The organism is Flavihumibacter sp. CACIAM 22H1, from assembly GCF_001601815.1.
Classification (GTDB): domain Bacteria; phylum Bacteroidota; class Bacteroidia; order Chitinophagales; family Chitinophagaceae; genus Flavihumibacter.
Genome location: NZ_LUKG01000009.1, coordinates 7307 through 28566 on the forward strand (window position 1 = coordinate 7307; position 21260 = coordinate 28566).

The window sequence follows — 21260 nt, forward strand, 5'->3', positions numbered from 1 at the left end:
CTATGTATTATCGCTTCGCTCGGCGTTAACAGGTAAGCGATTGAGCTGCCAGGCCGTTCCGCATAGTTTCAATAAGCCAGGCACTGCCGAAGGCCGGTTGGTAGGTGGTAACCTAAGCCTGGTAGTGCACCTCATAGGAACGCGCTCTTCTTATAAAACAACCGAAAAAATCCTGTTTCTCGAAGATGTTGGGGAACAGTTGTATTCGATCGATCGTATGTTTCACCAGTTAAAACGCGCAGGTATGCTGGATGGGCTGGCGGCACTGGTTTTGGGCGGCTTTACTGATAACAAGGATACCGAACGGCCATTCGGACAAACGGTGGAAGAGTTGATCCGTGATCTACTTAAGGACGTCAGCTACCCGGTTTGTTATGGATTTCCTGTTAGTCATGAAAAAGAAAATTTTGCCTTAAAAGTGGGGGCAAAATACCGCCTGAAAGTTGGTACAACGAAGGTGATACTTGAAGAAACCGGGTAGTTAACGGCAGCTTTCGATCAGCTCATTTATTTTATTGATTTTCACCTGGTACCCGGTAGCACTGCTATCTGCTAAAGGGGCTAATTCAATAATGGCCTGTACAAAAACACCATCTTCCAGTTTGGCTTTCTGTTTTACCAGGAATCTTTCGGCGTCTTTTAGCATACGATCCTGGACTACTGTCCATGCCTGCTGCTGACCGCAGAGCGTAAATGCCGTTGATTTGTTTTCATTTTTTATTAAACCTCTTGCTATAAAAGGAATACTTGTAAGATTAGCCGGGGGTGTTGCCTGTTTCAGGCTGTAGTCTAGCCCTGATAGGATCTCCGTTCCGTCTTTATCAAGGAGCACAAGCCGGTCTTCCAAAATGGTAAAGCGGAGCAGACTGTCTGCATCTGCCTGCAACAGCAGTTTGTCTCCTTCCCTGCGGTAGGTCCCCATCCTGCCAAAGGGAATAGACTGTTCTGTTAAATACTGCTCGGTAAGAAAAAAAGTGCTGTCAGTTAAAATGGATAAACCGGTCAGAATGCCTTCACAGCTGGCGCAGGGAAGGGTATCGGTATAATAGCCGGCCAGTTCATTCAGTGATACCGCTATTTTGGTTTCCGGTACCGTAATGTCCGTGGTTACTTCAATTCCATCATTGCAGGCAAAACAACCAGCTGCCAGTGCAGCCATGAGCAGTTTTCGAAGCATTAGCGGGGATTTTGGGCCCAAGATACATAAAAAAGCCACCCGCATAAACGGGTGGCTTTATCGTGCTTACTACCAACCAGTGACTAAACCGAGCCCTGGCAGATAGGGTGGTATATTCTCCTATTAATTTAAACATTTTATCTGATTAGTCTGATTGATTAATTTTATATTTCAATAGATAAAATCTATTTATGACCCTCACCCAACTTGAATACATATTGGCCGTGGATGAGTACCGGCATTTTGCTACGGCTGCTACTCATTGTTTTGTAACCCAGCCCACGCTTAGCATGCAGATACAGAAGCTGGAAGAAGAAATGGGGTTTAAGTTTTTTGACAGAAGCCGGCAGCCGGTAGTTCCAACGCCGATGGGCGAACTGGTATTAGAACATGCCCGCAAGGTACTGCGGGAAGTAAAGGTATTGGAGGATGTTATCAAGGAAAAACAAGGGCTGATCCATGGAGAGCTTCGGCTTGGCATCATTCCTACGCTGGCGCCGTATTTACTACCGCTTTTCCTGCCTTCCTTCCTGGAAAAATACCCCGAACTCCAATTGAAGGTAAAGGAAATGACTACCGACAACCTGCTAGAAGCTGTTCTAAAAGGTCATCTTGATATGGCGCTGGCTGTTACCCCGCTTCAGAACAAAGGCGTGGATGAACACCCGCTTTTTTACGAGGAAATGGTAGCTTATGTATCGAGAAAAAATGCAGCCTATAAAAAAACCTATGTATTGGCCAATGATATCGATGTACATGAACTCTGGTTATTGGAAGAGGGGCATTGTTTCCGCGATCAGATGCTGAATTTATGCGAGTTACAGCAGGCCCATAAAGACCTTTTATTGTTTGAATACGAAGCGGGTAGTTTGGAAACTTTAAAAAAGATGGTGGAAACCAACCGGGGAATTACCATCCTGCCCGAGCTGGCTACCTATGACCTAAATGCGGCGCAGCAACGGTTACTGCGGCATTTCAAATCTCCTTCTCCGATGCGGGAGGTAAGTCTGATAACCAGTAAAACATTTGTAAAGCAGAAATTATTACAAGCGCTGAAAGCTTGTATTACAGATAATCTGCCGGATAAAATCCGAAAAAATAAACCGCGGAATATTATTGCTGTTGGGGAGCCGGGCTAGTTTCGTCCTGCACTTCTTCCAGTTCATCTTCTTCTTTGCCTTTCCTGATTTTTACCAGCGGGTTATCAGAATTACCGGTAATGGTCATGGGTATGCCCAAAATACCAAGCGGCGGCAATCCTAACCTAAATCGCAGATTCAGCCGACCGTCTAATGATACCTGTCCTTCCAGGCGGGGGCGAAAACCAAAAATGCGCATTTTTGTCCGTTCTATGGTCAGCAGGTTGTTCTGAATGCTGGACTGAATGGTAACTGCTTTCAGGTTTGGATTATTGATACTGTCTTTTCCTGTGGCCCGGCTAACGGCACTGAACAAGCGAAGCCCTTTTACCTGTACCTGTTCCAATACCAGTTTTCCTTTCCCTTTTAAGGAAGGATAAACAGGTTCCATTTTTTCATTCAGGCGTCCGTTTAAACTATAATCAGCGGAAATAATTCCTTTGGCATACGCAGCGCCAGGAGCCATTTCCCGGAAAATGGCCAGGTCCTGGTAAGCTTTCTGAACATCAAAGGAATCGGCTTTCAGCTTTACTTCAAACCTGGCAGAAACCGGGTTTTCGGGCGCGTAGCTGGCAGTAATGTTAAGCATTGCGCCGGCCAGCCGGGCGGTTGACGGGTTTATGAGCAGCCTGCCTTTTTCAAGTTCCAACTGGGTGTTCAGCTGGTGCAAAACCGATTGACCGTACACAAGGGTGTCAAATTTTCCGGCTATGCGGAAACGGATATCAGCAGGCAATAGAACCACTCCTTCCGTACCGGAAGAGTCAGTTGCGGGGTTTGTATCAAAGGCCATAAAATCGTCTACTACCAGCTTGTTTCCTGTTACTGATAAATTGCCTGCGAGCTCTGATTGTCCTAAAAGATAGCCAATGAATTGCTGCAGGTCTCCGTTCAGTTGAAAATCCTGGTTCTTGTATTGGAGGCGGGCATTTTTTAACCAGGCATGTTCGCGGTTAAATTCAAGGCGTGCCTGCGGCAAATAAAAAGGAGCCGGGTATTCGCGGGTTTGTAAGTGAATACCGGATGCTTCCAGGTAGCCCCTGTTATTCAGCAGTTGATAACGTTTGTTCCGTATATCGGATTCTTTACCCTGGAGGTCAAGCTGCATAGAAAGTTCACCACCAAATTTATACCCGGCTATACCCAGCATTTGGTATATACTGTCGAGTTGTAAACTCCCTGTTGCCTTTATTGCATAGTGCAGATCGTCGAGGTTCTGCAATGCTGCTGTCAGCGAAAATGGACGTTTGTTAAATTCGAAATCAAGTGGCTGAATTAAAATGGATAAATCTTTATAAGACGCTGTTTTACTGCTGATGGTGGCTTTGGTCTTTATTTGCTGCAGTGCTTCGGTAGCAAAAGGGGTCTTTACGAAGCCCTTATCCCAGTCAATAGTTGCGGTACTAACCGGGAATTGTTTTTGTGAAGGATGGTACGTGCCCTTTGACACCAGGTTCATCTGCAGGTTTCCGGAAAACGCATATCCATCCATGGGAAAGATCTGTGCCAATTCCTGTAACAAGAGTTTAGCCTGCAGGTTGGCATCGATCCGGGCGGGCATTAATCCCTGCAGGTCAAGCCGGCCTTCCAGGTTGCCGGTACCTGGGGTAGCTTTTAAGGATTGCATACGGAACCGGATATCCTTCCACTGGTTGCCTTCCAGTGAAGATTCTATATCAGCCTGCACATCTTTTATTGCGAGGGGAAGTGTAGCGTATTGAAAGGATCCGTTTTTGATGGAGGCTTTTAGCTGGTAAGCAGGAACCGATAGCAGGATGGTGTCCGGCCGTATATTAGCAGGGTTTTGACCTGTTTGATAAACTCCCTGAACCTTGGCAGAAAGGGAAAGCAAGCCCTTTAGGTCGGCGCTTTGCAATCCGATTGCCTGGTCCAGCAAACCCAGGTCCATTCGTGTATCCACCAGGGCATCCAGGTTCGGGGCCTGCATGCCCAACCATTTTAATTTCAGTCTAGTAGGTTCTTTCCGGAGGGTAAATGAAAGGGTGTCTAATTGAATCAGTAAACTATCTGTATTAAGTTTTGGCAAATAGATATCAGCAGCTATCTGAAGGTTCTTTAGGGGCTCCGGTGCTTTTTTGTGCTGCAGGCTGCCGTCTTTTACGCGGCAGGAAATATGCATATCGGGCGCTTCCCCGGTACTAGCCCGGTAGGAGCCCTTCAGGTCGAGGGTAACCCTGCTTTGCCCCGAAAACCGGGTATCTCTGAACCAGGAAGCGTATTCCGGTGGAAAAACGGAAAACACGTTCGCAAAATCGGTAGTCCCCGAAACTACGCGCAGGTCAATATCATAGCCATCCCGAACAAAAAAAAGGGTGCCGGTAAAATCAACTGGTAATTGATTGATCAGTACATTGTTTTTTTGAAAACGGAACGCAAGCGAATAGGTATTGATGCCTGTTATCAGTTCTGCATCAATGCTGCGTTGGTTCAGGTAGGTGGTGCCATCGTACTCAAAACTCAGGGCTTCGGTATGGAGGGAAGACGTGAGGTCAAATTCTTCCTGGTCGAGCAGACCTTTTCCTTCGTAATCAAAACGCTCTGATTGAATGGTCATTGGTATGGACGCGTCGCGGTAATACAGTGAACAGTCAGAAAAATAGATACCCCTGATTTGCAGGCTCGTACCGCCCGAGGGCTGTTGCAGTGTGGAGTCTGCCTGTTCTGCACCTCTATAAATTGCATAATTGGCATTTCCCTTTTCGTCTACCAATACCTTTACGCGGGCCTTGTTAATAAAAAATTGATCAACCTCCAGCTCGGAACGAAACAGGGAACGGAGATTTATGCCAAAGCTGAGCGACTGGCCAGCCATTAGGGTATCTTTCTCAAACGGAGCGGCACCGGTGAGGGTAAAATCATGCAGGCTCAGTGTCAGGGTCGGAAACTGTTCAAAAAAACTGAGTTTCACTTTCCTGAATTCAATCCGGGCATTCACTGATTGGTTTATCCATTGTTTGATGCTGGATTCAATTTTTCCGGGAAAAAGCAGCGGAAGTAGAAAAAGCAGCAGCAGTAAACTACCAAGGATAATTCCGGTTCTTTTCAGCCATTTAAGCAGGGTGGTACGCATGAAAGGGGCGGTTAAGGTTGGTTGGTTTGAAATACAGAATCCATGGTATGCTGGTAAAGGGCATAATTGGTAAGATCATTATGGCTTCCTCCTTCAATGCGGATAAACCTATCCGTGGATTTTAAGAGCGGCTTTAATCGGATGGCATTGTCATACGGCACAACCCCGTCATCGGTTCCCTGCATTATTAAAACAGGGGCTTTGATAAGCGGTAGGTAGCGGTAGGTGGGTAATTCCATTTTAATCATGCGGCTTACAGGATATACAGGCAGGTAGCGGCTAAAGAGCGAATGAATACTGTAGTAGGGGGTCTCCAGGATAACCAATCGCGACACCGTTTCGCTGGCCAGGCGGGCGGCAATGCCTGTTCCCATACTTTTTCCATAAAGCACCAGGCTGTCGGCTGCAAAACTGGCCCGGGCCAGTTTATAGGTTTGCTGCGCATACGCGTGCATCCGTTCTTCGGTCAGTTCACCGGTGCTTTTGCCAAAGCCCGGATAATCAGGCATCCATACTTCATACCCCCGTTGGGTAAATTGCCTGGCATAAGCAGCATAGTGCCGGATGTTTTTTTTGTTTCCATGAAAATATAAAACCGCCCCTTTAACCGGGAAACTGCTGTCTGCTGCTGGCAAAAATCGAATTATGTTAAGGTTCGATTCCTTGTCGAACGGAATATTCAGTTCTTTAAATGGCTGATCAAACTGGTAGGAACTGGATTTGGTAAGGGGTTCGGGGTGAAAGAGCAGGTAGTCCTGCAGATAATATACCGCAATCCCGATTCCTGCATAGAGAATAACCGCTATTTTTAACCACCGCATCCATTTCATCTTGCAAAAATAAGAAAGCCCGTACGTGCTTCAATTGCCGGTAAATAAATTAGTGCTAACTTGAATGTGTAAATTATATTATATGAAAGCCTGCAGGCAGTTGCTTCTTTTTTTATTTTTTTTTATTAAGGCGGTTTCAATCAATGCTCAAAGCGCTTCGGAGGAAGGCAAGCTGGGCTTACCGGGTGATAACCTGAATCTTTTTTCCGTGATGAAAATTTTCCAGGAATCGGAAACACTGGAGGCTTTTGAGAAAAAACTCAATGAAGAAGATAACCGGATCAATAACCTCGACCTGGATGGGGATGATAAAATTGATTATATATCGGTTGTAGATGAAGTGGATGGGGATGTGCACCTAATTATTTTACGGGTAGCGCTTAATGGTAAAGAAACCCAGGATCTGGCTGTGTTTACGGTAGAAAAGCTTAAAAACGGCGAGGTGCAGATCCAGTTAACGGGGGATGAGAACCTGTATGGGAAGGATTATATTATTGAACCAAACATGACAGAAGCCAATGCTTCCCAACGGCCCAATCCTGGTTATACTGGTAAAACGCAAAAAATCGACGATAAGGTAATTGTAGCCAGTGCTGTTCCGCGTACTGAAATTGCTACCTGGCCGGTGGTTGTTTACATGTACCAGCCAACTTATGTAGTTTGGCATTCGCCCTGGCATTGGGGGTATTATCCGCCCTGGTGGAGTCCTTGGAGGCCCTGGTACTGGCACCAGTACTATGGATACCATTATAACTGGTACCACCATTATTATGGCTTTTACAGGAGAAGTTACTACCACCATTATCCGCACTGGAATGTATTTTACTATAGTAACAGGAGAACGGTGTCTATAACGGTTACTAACAGACGAAGATCGGGGTATTATGGAACTACTTATTCAAGACCCGATTTGCGAAAAGACGGTATGGCCATGTATACCCGCCAACATCCGGAACGCCCGGTGCTGAAACCCGGTATTAACCGACCGGCCCCCACGAGGCCTGCCCCAACCAGACCAGTTCCGACCAGGCCGGCTCCGGGAAATGCAGGATCTGTTGCGCGGCCCAAACCATCGAGGCCCGCCGTGGAAAGACCCGTAACCAGGCCTGCCCCGTCGACTCGTCCGTCGCCATCGACTCGTCCATCACCGTCTACCCGTCCGTCGCCATCTACAAAACCCGCTACCCGTCCATCCCCTGCTGCAAAGCCTGCTACTCGTCCGGCTACCCGGCCAGCGCCAGTGAGAACCGGGGGAAACTGATCAGGCAGAATCATTAATGCCCCAGGCTCATTACCCGGGCAATTTTCCAGCTTGTTCCTTCTTTTTTCCAGAAGAGGACATTTTTAAAGATGCCGCAATCGAGTGTTTTATTTTCGATATGGCAAAACCGGTGCAGGTTCATTTGAATGGCACCATAACCTGGTATGGCGTAGATCTCAAAACTTCCTTCAATGGGATCTCTTCTAAAACCATTTTCGGCATTATTGTCAAAAAAACGTTTCATGCCGGTCCGGGTTTGTTCCAAATCGGCCTTGCCTCCCTGGTCGTGGTAAAATTCAAGGTCAGCGGAAAAAAAAGCCATCGTTGCTTCGAGGTCGCGCCGGTTATAGGCATCAAAAAAAGCACTGTCGAGCTGCCGGATCTGTTGGTAGAGTGCTTCATTGCTGGCTTGCGGGGTGTAGGCGCCGCTTTTGGTATCTACTACTTTAAAAAGGGATGCCGTATAATCGAGCAAACCTGCATCGCCTATTTTTCCATGTCCGGGTATAACATGCTGCAGGTTGGGGTACGTTTTTTTTACAGCATTTACGGTAGTAGACCAGGCAGTAATATTGGCATCTCCTACAAAGCCAAAGCCTGCGCCTTTTTCTTTCAGTAAACAACCTCCGAACAAGGCCTTGTATTCGGGGATATAACTTACGATGTTATCCTTTGTATGGCCTTCGCCGAAAAACCGATGGATGATAGGTTGGCCATTTAAATGCGTTACAAGTTCTTCTGAAAAGCCTTGCTGTGGCAGCGGAAAACCGGCCTGTTTTGCAAAACCTATGGTTTTTTCATTTGAGAAAGAGGGAATACCAGCTTGGTGAAAAGCGGTTAGTCCGCCCAGGCAGTCGGTATGAAAATGGGTAACGACCACCCCTTTGATGGTGAGTTTCCATTTTTTTTGTAAAATCCGAATCAGTTCCCGGCTGCTGGTATCGTTGGTGGGGGTGTCAAAAATAAAGGCAGAATCCTTACTGATATATACCAGCCCATTGCAAGGAACTTTTCCCCAGCTATCGGTATTTATATAGGATACATGCACCAGCAGGTTGGGATTGATGGGCTGCAGTTCCAGCGTAGCGGATTTATAGGACCTGTTTTGTGCGGCGGCTGTTAAGCTAAGCAATACCAACAGGCAACTATTTGCAAACTGCCATCCAGTTAAGTAGTTTTTGATTAAAAAGTTCAGCTTCTTCATAAGCAGGGTTGTGTGCACTGTGTTCAAATAATTCGATGGTAAGATCGGGAAAATGTTTGGTGATTGTAGTCCATTGTTCACCGGGGCCGGTCACAAAATCAAATTTTCCCAAAGCAAGCCATACTGGGGTATAAAAATCCTCTAAGTGGCTGGTAATATCAATATCCCGGAATACAATGCCCCATAAATGATCGATAACGGGCATATTAATGTAAACACCTTCCCAAAATCTTTTTACTTCTGTTTCGTAATTTCTCCAGCTCTTGGGGGTCAGTGCAAGATTGTATACTAAAAAAGCCTGGCTGGGATCCGCTTCCAGCAAAGCCGGTAATTCTTCCATGTTTTTTTTAAAGGCCCGTATGCGGTCAGATTCAGCCAATGTATCAAAATGCAGCTCTGCAATAGCATGATTTTCGGTAGATAAGGAGGGGGCCATGGCAATCAGTACCACACCAATTACCCGGTCATTAAATTTCTTGGCATATTCCAGGGCCATATAACCATGCCCGCTGTGGCCGGCTACCCACCATTTTTCCAGGTTTAATTGCCGGCGCAGCGCGTCCATATCATCCAGTATTTCTTCCAGCGTACAGGGTTCGCTAGTTGCTGGTACAGCTGCAGGGGCTTCGCAGAAGCCACGATGATCCAGGAATATAAATTGTAGGTTTTTTCTGAGCAGGGGGGAGAACCAGCGCTGGTAAAAAAGACTGCTGCCGATTACAAGTAGCGGGTCTCCGGTTCCTTCTATCCGGTATCTAAGTGCAAAGCCGTTGCGGTCAAGAATGCCTTCTTGGATTTTCATCGTGGATTAATCTTTCAGGGTCGGTAATTTCTGATACTTTACAATAACCGGCACAATATACTACAGCAACGGTGAAGTCGGATTTTAAATGGCAGGCAGTTATTCACAGGCCGCAACGATAAGGCGCATGATTTCTCCAATCTGCTGATTCGTCCAGCGTGTTACGACAACCAGGTCATTTTTATAATCGATGATGATATAATTTCCTCCGTACCCGGCTGCATACACCAAGTATGGAGGAGCATTTTTCAGTAATTGATCACTGTTGTTCCACCACAGGTATCCATAGGTTTTGTTGGGCACAGAAGGCGCTATAGCTTCCCGTATCCAGGCTTCTGATAGGAGTTGCTTGTTTTTCCATTTTCCTTTGCGCAGAAAAAGCAGTCCATACCTTGCCTGGTCCTTTGCATGGATAAAGAGGCCTCCGCCAAAATGACCCCCACCACTTACAGATTGCACCTGTAATCCGTCCATGGTTACCCAGGAATTTTTATAGCCGAACCAACGCCAGGTAGTGGAAGCGCCGATCGGATCCTGAATTTCTTCTTTTAAAACCTGGGGCAGTGGTTTTCTCCAAACCTGCAACAACGAATAGGCGAGCAGGTTTACCCGTATATCATTGTATTTAAAAACCGTTCCCGGTTCATGAAGGGGGCGATTTTTCCAGTCGTCGATCGTGCCCTCGCGCGGTGGGCGATCGGCCCAGTCGAACTGATTAAAGAGTTGGCCCGACCAATCTGAGCTTTGATTTAATAAATGCTCCCAGGTTATTTTACTGTTATGAGGTCCGTCAAAACTGCCTTCCCAAACATATTGCGCTACCCTATCCTTTACCGATTTTATCAATCCTTTGTCAATGGCAAGTCCGGCAATGGTCGACAAATAACTTTTCGTAACACTGAACGTCATATCAACGCGTTCGATATCGCCCCAGGAAGCCACTATATACCCTTTTCGCACAACCATCCCTGCAGGTTTTCCTCTTTCTTTCATGGGGCCAAGTATTTCATAACCCGGCTCTCGCTGATAGGTTTTATAAGAAGCGATGCGGAGGTCCTTATCCAACTCAATCTCGGCCGTTTGGGCCATTTTTACTGCGCTATCGAGCAACACCTGGTTCATGCCAACTGACCGGGCCGTTTTTCGTTCCCAGGTTGTATCCGGAAAATAGGCTTGCTGCCCCAGGGCATTTCCTGCGATAAAAATGCCCAGGAGCAGCAGGTAGCAAAAATTTTTATACGATGCACTCATTGCGGCAATATACGCCGCTTTATTTTTTTGCAGCCAGTAAACGATGGTAACTGATGTAGGAAACCAGCCACACAGCTAAAACGATAAGCGGCATTAGTAGTAAGGGGCCGGCGCCATCTACCACCCATAAACTAATAAAAGCTGCAGTGAAGTCAAAGAAGAATCCGGCATAAGCCCATTCTTTTAAACGAGGTGGCGTAATAGGCAAAATCAATACAATGGCACCAGCAATTTTAGCCAGGGTAAGCAGGGTGCCGAAATAGTCTGGATAACCCAGATGCCGGGTACCTTCTTTTGCCATTTCGGTATGCCCGGTAAGGGCGGGCATTACCCCTTGAAAAACAAACAATAATCCAGTGCTTATCCAAAACAGGACGGTCCATTTTTTCATACTATGTTTTTTGATTGGATTGCAAACTACTTGAACGAACTTGTTCAGATCAGGGCCGAATCCGCCAATAAAAGGGTTATTTGAGAAAGGGGAAAAAAAAGAGCGGCGGATGTGTAATGTGGAGCAAGGGGATGCGTCTAAGGGGAGGAGGAAGGGAGAATGGAGGGAGGGAGGGGGGAGGGATTAATGGATTTAAAGGAGTGAATAAGGCGAATGAATAATATGAATCAGGAACAGCTTTTTACCGATCTCTATCAGTCGTATTCTCCGGGCATTTTTAAGATTTGCCTGGGGTATACCGGCGACCGGAGCCTGGCGGAAGACCTGTTGCAGGAAGTTTTTCTATCGGTTTGGAATAACATGCACAAGTTTCGCCAGGAGGCCTCCTGGAGTACCTGGATTTACCGGATTGCGGTCAATACCTGTCTGACCTATCTCCGTAAAAAGAAGGCACCCCTGGTAGATGTAGCGGTAGAAATACTGGGTGCCTTACCGGAAGAGCCTGGCACAAAAGAGCAGGATATACAACTATTATATACCTGTATCAGCAGGTTGCCGGAAGCCGACCGACTGATTATTGGGTTGGTGCTGGATGATAAACCCTATGAAGAAATTGCGGCCATCATTGGTATGAACGTAAATAACCTGCGGGTTAAAATTCATCGGATCAAAAAACAATTAACGGAAATCTATAACCGATATGCAAGACTTTGAAGCACTGAAAAAAATCTGGCAGCAAAAACCTGAGCTCGTAAAGCGGGTAAGCGGGCCGAAGGAATTGAGCAGTACTTCCAAACGGAATAAAAAACTGTTACAGTATGCTCAGTTAGTGGGGGGTGCCGGCCAGGTAATAGTTTCCGCCTTTATCAGCTGGATGATGGTGTTCGGGAATTTTGGTTTCCGGTTCTGGTATACCTATTTATCCATGGGTATGGTGGTATTGCTTTGCCTGCTCCAGGCTGGCTACATGTTGTATACATACACAAAAATACGGGCCATTGATGATAGTCTTCCGCCGGCAGAGCATCTGCGGCAATGGGAACAATATTATGCTCTCCGCCAGCAACAAATTACTTTTCAGGGGCCGGTATTTACGGTATTGCTGAGTATAGCATTGGGCATTTATTACATAGAAATATTAAGTGGTCGCCCGTTTTTGCCCGTGCTACTGGTGGTATTGGTTACAATTGCCTGGATCCTGTTTGCTTATTTTTACCTTGGTAAAAAAAGCATCCGGAAAGAAACCAATCGCCTGCAGTCTATCATTCATGAACTGCAGGCTGTGGAACGCCAACTGGAAGAAGAGGAACCATCCGGGTTGGATCAATAAAAGGAAAGGGTGCGGTTTCTTGCTATCAGTGCAGACCCCAGTATTCCTGCTTTCTCCTTTAGTCTTGAAATACTTAGTTTAGAATCGCTGTTGATAAGACTGAGCGAGTATTTGTTGAGAGCAATTTTTGTAGTGAGGTATAAATAATCGCCGGTGGCTGTGAGCGAACCACCCAGGATAACCAGTTCAGGATTATACAGGTTAATCAATACGGCTAATCCTCTGCCCAGGTTATACCCGATTTTGGAAATAAGTTCAATACATAAAACATCATCCTGCCTGGCACCTTCTATGATATCCTGGATCGTAATGGTTTCCAGTTTGCCGCCGCTGGAAAAAATACTGGAAACCGATCCTTCCTGTATCTTTTGGTTGAACATTCTAAGCAGTGCCCTGCCAGATGCTTCGGTTTCGAGACAGCCTTTTTTACCACAATGACAAATTATTTCATTATCAAAGAGCGGAATATGGCCAAATTCTCCGCTAAAACCGGATTTTCCATAATAAACTTTCCCATCTATCAGAATGCCTAAGCCCAAACCGGTATCAATGTTTATGAACAATACGTTTTTTTCATTCTTTACAACCCCTTTATGAAATTCGCCATAAGCCATGGCGCGCGAATCGTTTTCCAGGAACACTTTTATCCCTACTTTATTTTCTATGTATAAAGCCAGCGGTTCTTCACTAAAATGAAAAAAACTGAAGCTATAGCCATTGGTCGTATTGATACGGCCGGTAAGGTTGATACAGATCGAAAAGATATTTTTTTCTTTAACCTGGGGGCCATTCAGGAAGTTCTGCAGTATTTCAATAAGACGGTTCAGGCTTTGGCTGGTATTTTCCAGTTCAAAGGGAATCTCCATATCAGTATGGGTAAGGTTCTTTTTGAAATCCAGCAACCCTATATTAATATACTTGTCGCGCACGTCCATGCCTAAAAAATAACAGGCATCGCTGAGCAAGCCATAATGATTGGCGGGTCTGCCTGCAATGGAGTCGATTTTACCGCAGTCTTCAATGATCCCTTCTTCCAGCAATTCAGTAACAAGGCTGGTGGCTGTAGGGATGCTGATATTGAGATTTTGTGCTATTTCGGGAATGGTGCATTCTTCCTGTGTATCCAATAAACCAATGATTTCTCGCTTCCGGGTTAGATGCTTAAAGGCAACACCACCCTGTTCTTCATCGGTAAAAAGTGCTCTAAGTTTGGAAATTTTCATTCGGCTATTTTCCTGACCCGGTCTTGACCTGGTATTCAATTCAAATTAAAATAAAATGCAATTTAGGGATTATTTTCTAAAAATATTTTATGTTAGTAGGGTTAGGAATACCAAAAAATAAAATAATTATTATCTATTTGTTTATTAATTAAATATTTTAGTTAAAACCCTTATATTCGTTTAATAAATTAATTAATGTGGGGTTTAAAGACGAAATATTTAATTCTCTAAGCGGTTATAGCGCGCTTTATAAAAATGAACTGCTTACCAATGTGTTACCCTTTTGGATGAAATATAGCCCCGATACGGAACTGGGTGGTTATTTCAACTGCCTGAACCGCGATGGCTCAGTATATGATACCGATAAGTTTATGTGGCTGCAGGCAAGAGAGGTCTGGACATTCGCCACCATGTACCAACAGGTGGAACCAAAGGAAGAATGGCTGGAAATGGCTCGTCAGGGCATGGATTTTATTCTTCGGCATGGAAGAGATGAACAGGGGAATTGGTTTTTTTCCTTAACACGGGATGGAAAGCCCCTCACCCAGCCACATAGTATTTTCAGCGATTGTTTTGCAGCCATGGCATTAAGTATCCTGGATAAATCAATGCCCGGCAACGGGTATGCCGAAGTAGCCCTGCAAACCTTCGAGAATATCCTTAAAAGAAAAAACAATCCCAAAGGAATTTACAGCAAAGAATACCCGGGCACCCGACCGGTAAAAGGATTTGCACTGCCCATGATCCTGTCAAACCTCGCACTTGAAATGGAACATATCCTGGGTAAGCATCGGGTAGATGCATTTATACCGGAAGTTATTCATGAAGTAATGGAAGTGTTTTATAAACCGGAACTGGGCCTGATCCAGGAAAATGTTGCCCAGGATGGTTCATTGGTAGACAGTTTTGAAGGCCGCCTGCAAAATCCCGGTCATGCCATCGAAGCCATGTGGTTTGTCATGGACCTGGGGGTTCGTCTGCAGGATGAAGCGCTGATTAAAAAAGCTGTTGATATCGCCCTTCGGGAAATTGAATATGGGTGGGATCAACAGTATGGCGGTATATTTTATTTTATGGACCGCAAAGGATTTCCGCCCCAGCAACTGGAATGGGATCAGAAGCTTTGGTGGGTTCACCTGGAATCCCTGGTGGCAATGGCAAAAGGATTTGAACTAACCCATGATATCCGTTGCTACAACTGGTTTGTAAAACTGCATGAGTATACCTGGAATCGGTTCAGAGACACCGAGTATGGCGAATGGTACGCCTATCTTAACAGGCAGGGTGATGTGTTATTGCCCCTGAAAGGAGGTAAATGGAAATGCTGTTTTCATGTACCCCGTGCCTTGTTGAATATATGGAAGTCGATGGAAACTGTTAGTACAAAAAAAGAAACAACCAAAACAAATACCTATTAACTGTAATTATGGAAAACGGAAGAAAAGCTCCAAACAAATGGAAACAATGGAGGGGGGGCGCCCTGCTGTTGTTTTGTTTTTCCCTGCTTGCGGTAGCTGCTCAGTCGCAATCGCTTGTAAAGGGTATGGTAACCGGACCTAACGGGTCGCCCGCTCCTGGTGTTACCATTCAGCAAAAAGGCGCCAAATCCCAAACCCTTACTGATTCACTGGGCAGGTTTTCAATTTCGGTTACTGATCCCATGCAGGCCGTATTGATTTTTTCCTCCGTTGGTTTTGAAACCAAAGAGCTTGTCCTCAATGGCAAAACCACGCTTAATGTATCGCTTGAAATTGTTACCAAAATGCTCGATGAAGTGGTGGCAGTAGGATATGGTACGGTAAAAAAACGCGATGTAACAGGAGCCGTAGCTTCTATAAAGGGCGAAGAGCTGATGAAAACCAACCCTACCAGTATCAACCAGGCTCTACAGGGTAAAATAGCGGGGGTAATAGTTAGTCAGGCAGATGGAGCACCCGGCGCAGGCATCAATATTCAGATAAGAGGCGCCAACTCCTTTTCTACCAGTACGGAACCTCTTTATGTAATCGATGGGGTTCCTTTCAATGCCGGTGAAGCACCTGGTACTGATTTTGCCACCAAGCAAACCAATAACCCGCTGAATCTTATCAACCCGCGTGATGTTTTGTCTATAGAAGTATTAAAAGATGCATCTGCAACCGCCATTTATGGATCGCGCGGAGCCAATGGAGTAGTGCTGATCACAACAAAAGGAGGTAGCAGAAACCGTACCCGGGTAGAATTCAGTTCCACTACCACCGTATCCCGGGCAGTAAGAAAAATTGCTGTGCTGGATGCGGCTACCTACGCCGAATACCGCAATGAAATGATCCGTAACCGCTATCTCTACGACGGCGGTGAATTTGTTGCCGATTCGGTACTGCCCTTTCCCATTCCAGGCCGCTGGGCTTATACGAGGGTAATAGATCCGGTTACCGGCCAGGAAAAAATTATTGACAGCGCCTATAATCCCAGTCCACAGGATTATCGCGATGGGTATATGAACAACGGAACAAACTGGCAAGACCAGATTTTCCAAACCGCTCTGTCGCAGGACTATAACCTGAGTATTTCAGGTGGTGATGAAAAAGGAACCTACCTGTTTTCCATTGGAGCCCTGGATCAGCAGGGTATTATTCGCAATTCATATTTTAAGCGCTATAATATCCGCTCCAATATAGATCGTAAAATAAACGACTGGTTCAGTGTCGGAAATTACCTGACCGCTTCCAAATCGGATAACCGGATGGCCCGTACCAATTCTGAAACCTATGGCATTATTCCTTCTGCACTGGCATTTACTCCTACACGTACCGTATTTGATCCAGATGAGCCTTCCGGTGTTTCTGAAGATTTTTCCAATGGCTTATCTAATCCCTATCTCTATGTACGTACCGCAAAAAATGTATTGGGTTCTATGAACCTGTATAACTCCAGTTTTGCAAAGATAAAGCTGACCGATTTCCTGACCTTTAAGCAGGACCTGGGGTATGCGTACAGTTATAATCAGCGCGATATTTATTATAACCGGTTTATCAGCGGTGGAATTGCTCCTGTTAATGGATACGGTATGCAGTCTGATAATTATTACCAAAGCGTGCTGCTGCAATCTACCCTTAATTTCAGTAAACAACTTTCCGCTAATCACCGTATTGATGGCGTAGCCGGTTATACTTATGAAAATGTTACCTGGGGTGGAAAAACTATGAGCGGCTCTAATTTTCCCAACGATATTACAGAGAACAATGATATGGGAGCCGCCTTGCTGCAAAACATCAACTCCTCCAGTAAAGGCAAAAGTTCCCTGATGTCTTTCCTGGGACGGGTTAACTATTCGCTTTTCGATCGGTACCTGATTACCGCTAACTACCGGAGAGATGGATCCAGCCGGCTTTCCAAACAGGGCCGCTGGGCCGATTTTTATTCGGTTGCCCTGGCCTGGAAACTTACGGAAGAAGCGTTTATTAAAAACCTGGATTTCTTTGATGAGCTGAAGATCAGGGCTGGTTATGGCGAAACCGGTAACCAGGGTGTAAGTGCCTATGCTACCCGCTCCAGAATGACTGCGCAAAACTATCCTTACAACGGCTCGCTTCAAAGTGGTTACGCGGAAGATCGTTGGGGTGGACCGGCGGCGCCCAATCTTAAATGGGAAACAACCCGTCAATTCAATATCGGGTTAGACCTTGGATTTCTTAATAACCGGATCAATTTCGTTGTTGATTATTACCATAAGAAAACCGCTGATCTGTTGCAATATGCCTTTATTCCGCTCAGTACCGGTTTCTCCAGCATTGCTACCAATTATGGCAATGTTGAAAATAAAGGATTGGAGATCGCAGGAAGTTTCGGCATTATCCAGCGCCCTGATTTTACCTGGAAAATGGATGCTAATATTTCCTTCAACCGAAATAAAATAAGTGGGCTCGATGCAGATCAGTTCTCAGATGTAGTCTGGGGTCTGGAAAGCATGTTTCTTCGTAGAAACGGCTACGCCATCGGTACAATTTATGGGTACCAGGAAAATGGATTTTATGACAATGAAGCCGAAGTGCGGGCAGACCCTGCCTATACCAATGAGTCTGATGCGAAAATAAAAAGCATGGTAGGGCAGGTTAAATACCGCGATATCAATAGAGATGGCATTATCGATGACCGGGATAAAACCATTATTGGAAATACCAATCCCGATTTTGTATATGGTATGACCAATACAGTTACCTACAAAAAGTGGAGCTTTAGTTTCTTTTTGCAGGGTATCCAGGGAAATGATATCCTGAACACCAACCTGCGGGCATTTGATATGGCGTCTACTACCAATATGCCACAGTTTGTATGGGATAACCGATGGACACCTGAGAGCAAACAGGCTGCACAGTTTCCCCGCGGCGACATCACTTTTACACGTAGCCTTCGCGCTTCGGACCGGTTAATAGAAAACGGTTCTTATCTCCGGTTGAGAAATGTATCCGTTGGGTATCGTTGGGATCGTCCCATTCGCCAGATCAGTTCGCTCAATTTCACCCTGTCTGCAAATAACCTGGTTACCTTCACCGATTACAGGTGGTATGATCCGGACGTGAATGCATTTGGAAGTGATCCTGCCCGCCGCGGGGTGGATATGGCTTCCTATCCATCTGCACAGACCTTCACCTTTGGCCTGCAAGTGGCATTCTAACGCGTTCCATCAACAGCTAAAACTCGGATAACGATGAAATATTTATCAAAACTATTTTTTATACTGATCACTGCCAGCCTGTTTTTTTCCTGTAAAAAAACGCTCGATGAGCAGGCTTATACCTTTGTATCGGGCGAAGAACTGGTAAAAACGGGTAATTACCGTGAGTTGGTAGCAGGTGCCTATAATACCCTTAGCTTTCCATTTGAATGGGGTAATTACCACAATATTGTAAATTTTGATGTGGATTATCAAACCGGTCCAACCTGGGCATTTGGAGAGCTGGGGGCCGGAAATTTCTATGAAAACGGCTCAAGCCGTAGTTTTTATCAATCCTATTATCAATCTATCCACCGGGCCAACTACCATTCCAGCCTGGTGGCAAGGATGGCTATTCCTGAAGATGAAAAAAACAATGCCATCGGTGAGTTGAAGTTTCTGAAAGCATGGGCCTATTTCAACCTGGTTCAATTTTATGGAGACCTGGTCTTGTATAAGGTGTCGGTATCAGAAGGCGCTCCACTTTATATGCCGCGCTCTTCCATTAAAGAAGTATACGAACATATTATTGAGGAACTCAAAATTGCAGAAACCTCGATGTATTCCACAAAGGATGCCAAGTACCAGAAAGGACATCCTTCCAGTGGCGCTGCCAAAGCCTTGCTGGCAAAAGTTTATTGCACCATCGGTTCAGCTTCCATGCCCACCGGTAGCCAGGTCTCTGTGATGGGTGGACTCGCTTTTTATTATGATGATGAAAACAATAAGGTGCTGGTGCCCTACCCGTCGAAGCAGAATTTTGCCAAAAACCAGGTGGCTGGTTACGAATCCTTTGATTCTAAGGAATACTATCGCCTGGGTATGGAAAAAGCAAAAGAACTGATTGAGTCGAATCAGTTTGAATTATACGGATCACAAGCGGAATTATGGTCGCCTTCCAGTAAAAATGGGGCAGAGTTCATTTTTACACTTCAAACCATTGCAGGAAATGCTACACTCAGCAATTTTGTAGCTACGGATTATTGCGGTTATTATGCACCCACCGGCGCACTGCTCAATGGATACTATGTGCAAAGAGACCACTGGTACCAGTTGTTTGATGAGGGCGATGAGCGAATTACCTGGGGTGTTATGCACCGGGTGCCTTACACCTATGATGCAGCTACCGGTACGTTGTATTATTCCTATTATCCTGCAAAGGACAGTGTAAAAGTAAGACTTGGTATGGATGGTTATAAACCAACAGACCAGCTGCGGTACGACGCGCATTTATATGGTTCAAAACTTATGAAATTCCGCCAGGTATCCAATGCCCTGGATGGTAACCGTACAGATTTCAACTTTCCCTTTATCCGGTATGCGGAAGTACTGTTATTGTATGCAGAAGCCGATAATGAAGTAAATGGCCTGCCCTCAGCATACGCTATTCAGCAGGTGGAGAAATTAAATACCCGCAACAAATCGGTACTGGCATCTTCCATCGGGGCCAACCAGCCCTGGACAACCGAATCTTTCCGGTCGTATATACTGGAAGAACGCGCAAAGGAGTTTGCCGCAGAAGGTATTCGCCGATTTGATCTGCTTCGTTGGGGTATTTATCTGCAGACAATGAACGCCCTTGGTGGTACAGATGAAAATGGTGTTATAAAACGTCGTGAACAACGGCATTTATTGATGCCCCTGCCTGCAGACGAAGTAAATACCAATCCATTTATTGAATCGAATAATCCGGGCTGGTAGTTGTTTAACGCATAATCATTAAGGAAATGAAAAAGACTATACTAACGCATCTCTCTTTCTTTTCAGTGCTCCTGTTACTGGTGCTGATAGCATCCTGTAAAAAAGACGAGGCAAAGCCTGCTGTGCCTGAAATACTTTCCGTATCAACCATCAAAAAAACCGACAGTTTAATATATGAAGGTAATATGGGCGACTGGATTGCAATTCATGGCACCAGTCTGGCAAATATTATGGAAATAAAACTCAATGATGTACTGGTTGACCTGGAAGAGATCTATGAAGAAAACGGCGTGGTTTACCTGCAGATACCGGTTAAACTGCCAATAGAGATAACGGATAAATTATACCTCACAACAAAAGGAGGAGCGTCTGTTCTGAATTTTAAGGTAAACAGCCCCGACCTGGAACTGACCGGCATGTTCAATGAATATACCCTGCCCGGAGATACCATTCGTATTTATGGCAAATTTCTTCAGTTGTACGAGGTGGATGCCAGTAATTCTGTAGTGCTGTTTGGAGAAATGGAATCGCCGGTTATTGCTGCAACAGATAATTACCTCACCGCCAAAGTGCCGGCCACTGTGCAGCCCAATGTAAAAGTGAAATTGAGGAATAATAAATACAACGCGGAAGCTGTTTGTCCGGGTTATTACCAGGATAAAAATCATGTGATAACATCGTTTGACAGCGATTTCCCTTATACAAGCGGAACGGGACAGCAATGGGTAGGAGCCGGTCCGGAACCAAAGCCCACATCCGGTAACTATATCCGGTTTGAGGTTGATCAACAGAAATACCCCAATGGATTAGGCTGGTTTTACCTGATGGAAAACAGTTACGATTATCAGCTCGATATGATTCAGCATCCCGAAAAATATGTGTTGAAGTTTGAGCTGAATATGGGGCTGCCTATACGTAAAACCAATTTCTTTATCTATTACTATTGGGCGGTTGCCCCCAGCCCGATCGGCGGCGATTTTTTTACCGTCCAAAACCTGGGGCGCTGGCAAACAATTGCAATTCCCCTGGAAAAAATAATTCCGATGGGCAATACCGGAACGTCTACCAGCTTTTCCTTGAATTTCCGGGTTGAAAATTTTTCTCCGGTTGAACAGGTGGCTATGTATTTTGACAATTTCAGGATCTACAAAAAAGGTGAATAGT

General features: G+C 45.4%; 16 protein-coding genes and 1 pseudogene. 9 read left to right on the forward strand and 8 right to left on the reverse strand.

Translation table 11 applies throughout. From position 1 onward, the window contains the following. Nucleotides 1-481 (forward strand): annotated as a pseudogene (locus tag A1D16_RS04530) (LD-carboxypeptidase); the annotation flags it as partial. Here A1D16_RS04530 and A1D16_RS04535 read toward each other — a convergent pair. Further along, complete coding sequence (locus A1D16_RS04535) at nucleotides 482-1177, reverse strand: copper resistance protein NlpE (RefSeq protein WP_290708055.1); 696 nt, start codon at nucleotides 1175-1177, stop codon at nucleotides 482-484. A gap of 191 nt (nucleotides 1178-1368) precedes the next feature. Between A1D16_RS04535 and A1D16_RS04540 the strand changes: the two genes are divergently transcribed. Further along, nucleotides 1369-2316, forward strand: a complete 948-nt coding sequence (locus A1D16_RS04540; protein WP_290708056.1) for a hydrogen peroxide-inducible genes activator — start codon at nucleotides 1369-1371, stop codon at nucleotides 2314-2316. On the opposite strand, the gene A1D16_RS04545 is transcribed toward A1D16_RS04540, so the two are convergent. After that, the gene (locus tag A1D16_RS04545; protein ID WP_290708057.1) at nucleotides 2291-5407 is read right to left on the reverse strand and encodes an AsmA family protein; all 3117 of its coding nucleotides are present in this window, start codon (nucleotides 5405-5407) and stop codon (nucleotides 2291-2293) included. The genes A1D16_RS04540 and A1D16_RS04545 overlap by 26 nt on opposite strands. An 11-nt stretch (nucleotides 5408-5418) precedes the next feature. Then, on the reverse strand, nucleotides 5419-6237 hold the full coding sequence (locus A1D16_RS04550; protein ID WP_290708058.1) for an alpha/beta fold hydrolase: 819 nt from the start codon (nucleotides 6235-6237) through the stop codon (nucleotides 5419-5421). Between the two features lie 82 nt (nucleotides 6238-6319). Here A1D16_RS04550 and A1D16_RS04555 point away from each other — a divergent pair, with 82 nt between their 5' ends. Next, on the forward strand, nucleotides 6320-7498 hold the full coding sequence (locus A1D16_RS04555; RefSeq protein ID WP_290708060.1) for a hypothetical protein: 1179 nt from the start codon (nucleotides 6320-6322) through the stop codon (nucleotides 7496-7498). Between the two features lie 13 nt (nucleotides 7499-7511). Here the strand turns inward: A1D16_RS04555 and bla are convergent, their stop codons facing one another. The 4 genes from bla to A1D16_RS04575 form a co-directional block, all read right to left on the reverse strand. After that, complete coding sequence (gene bla, locus A1D16_RS04560; RefSeq protein ID WP_290708062.1) at nucleotides 7512-8702, reverse strand: subclass B1 metallo-beta-lactamase; 1191 nt, start codon at nucleotides 8700-8702, stop codon at nucleotides 7512-7514. Beyond that, nucleotides 8644-9504 carry an alpha/beta hydrolase gene (locus A1D16_RS04565; protein ID WP_290708063.1) on the reverse strand — a complete coding sequence of 287 codons (861 nt, stop codon included), beginning with the start codon at nucleotides 9502-9504 and terminating at the stop codon, nucleotides 8644-8646. The genes bla and A1D16_RS04565 overlap by 59 nt, the downstream gene beginning before the upstream one ends. A gap of 99 nt (nucleotides 9505-9603) precedes the next feature. Beyond that, entirely contained in the window at nucleotides 9604-10755 is a 1152-nt protein-coding gene (locus A1D16_RS04570; RefSeq protein ID WP_290708065.1) for a serine hydrolase, read from the reverse strand. A 19-nt stretch (nucleotides 10756-10774) separates the two neighbouring features. Then, nucleotides 10775-11146: a DoxX family protein gene (locus A1D16_RS04575; RefSeq protein ID WP_290708066.1), complete on the reverse strand. Its 372-nt coding sequence runs from the start codon at nucleotides 11144-11146 to the stop codon at nucleotides 10775-10777. A gap of 213 nt (nucleotides 11147-11359) precedes the next feature. Here A1D16_RS04575 and A1D16_RS04580 point away from each other — a divergent pair, with 213 nt between their 5' ends. Together A1D16_RS04580 and A1D16_RS04585 are read left to right on the forward strand one after the other, a co-directional pair. Continuing rightward, the gene (locus tag A1D16_RS04580) at nucleotides 11360-11860 is read left to right on the forward strand and encodes a sigma-70 family RNA polymerase sigma factor (RefSeq protein ID WP_290708067.1); all 501 of its coding nucleotides are present in this window, start codon (nucleotides 11360-11362) and stop codon (nucleotides 11858-11860) included. Further along, nucleotides 11847-12476 (forward strand): hypothetical protein, encoded by a 630-nt coding sequence (locus A1D16_RS04585; RefSeq protein ID WP_290708069.1) that lies wholly within the window; start codon nucleotides 11847-11849, stop codon nucleotides 12474-12476. Before A1D16_RS04580 ends, A1D16_RS04585 begins: the two co-directional genes overlap by 14 nt. On the opposite strand, the gene A1D16_RS04590 is transcribed toward A1D16_RS04585, so the two are convergent. Continuing rightward, nucleotides 12470-13699 carry an ROK family transcriptional regulator gene (locus A1D16_RS04590; protein ID WP_290708070.1) on the reverse strand — a complete coding sequence of 410 codons (1230 nt, stop codon included), beginning with the start codon at nucleotides 13697-13699 and terminating at the stop codon, nucleotides 12470-12472. The genes A1D16_RS04585 and A1D16_RS04590 overlap by 7 nt on opposite strands. 197 nt (nucleotides 13700-13896) lie before the next feature. Between A1D16_RS04590 and A1D16_RS04595 the strand changes: the two genes are divergently transcribed. From A1D16_RS04595 to A1D16_RS04610, 4 genes are read left to right on the forward strand one after another with little or no spacing between them, the layout of a single operon-like run. Next, nucleotides 13897-15117, forward strand: coding sequence for an AGE family epimerase/isomerase (locus A1D16_RS04595; RefSeq protein ID WP_290708071.1), 1221 nt, complete (start codon nucleotides 13897-13899; stop codon nucleotides 15115-15117). Nucleotides 15118-15125: 8 nt separating this feature from the next. Next, on the forward strand, nucleotides 15126-18356 hold the full coding sequence (locus tag A1D16_RS04600; protein WP_290708072.1) for a TonB-dependent receptor: 3231 nt from the start codon (nucleotides 15126-15128) through the stop codon (nucleotides 18354-18356). Nucleotides 18357-18389: 33 nt separating this feature from the next. Then, nucleotides 18390-20096: a RagB/SusD family nutrient uptake outer membrane protein gene (locus A1D16_RS04605; RefSeq protein ID WP_290708073.1), complete on the forward strand. Its 1707-nt coding sequence runs from the start codon at nucleotides 18390-18392 to the stop codon at nucleotides 20094-20096. Between the two features lie 26 nt (nucleotides 20097-20122). Further along, nucleotides 20123-21259 carry a glycan-binding surface protein gene (locus A1D16_RS04610; RefSeq protein WP_290708074.1) on the forward strand — a complete coding sequence of 379 codons (1137 nt, stop codon included), beginning with the start codon at nucleotides 20123-20125 and terminating at the stop codon, nucleotides 21257-21259. The last annotated feature ends 1 nt before the right edge of the window (nucleotide 21260 follow it).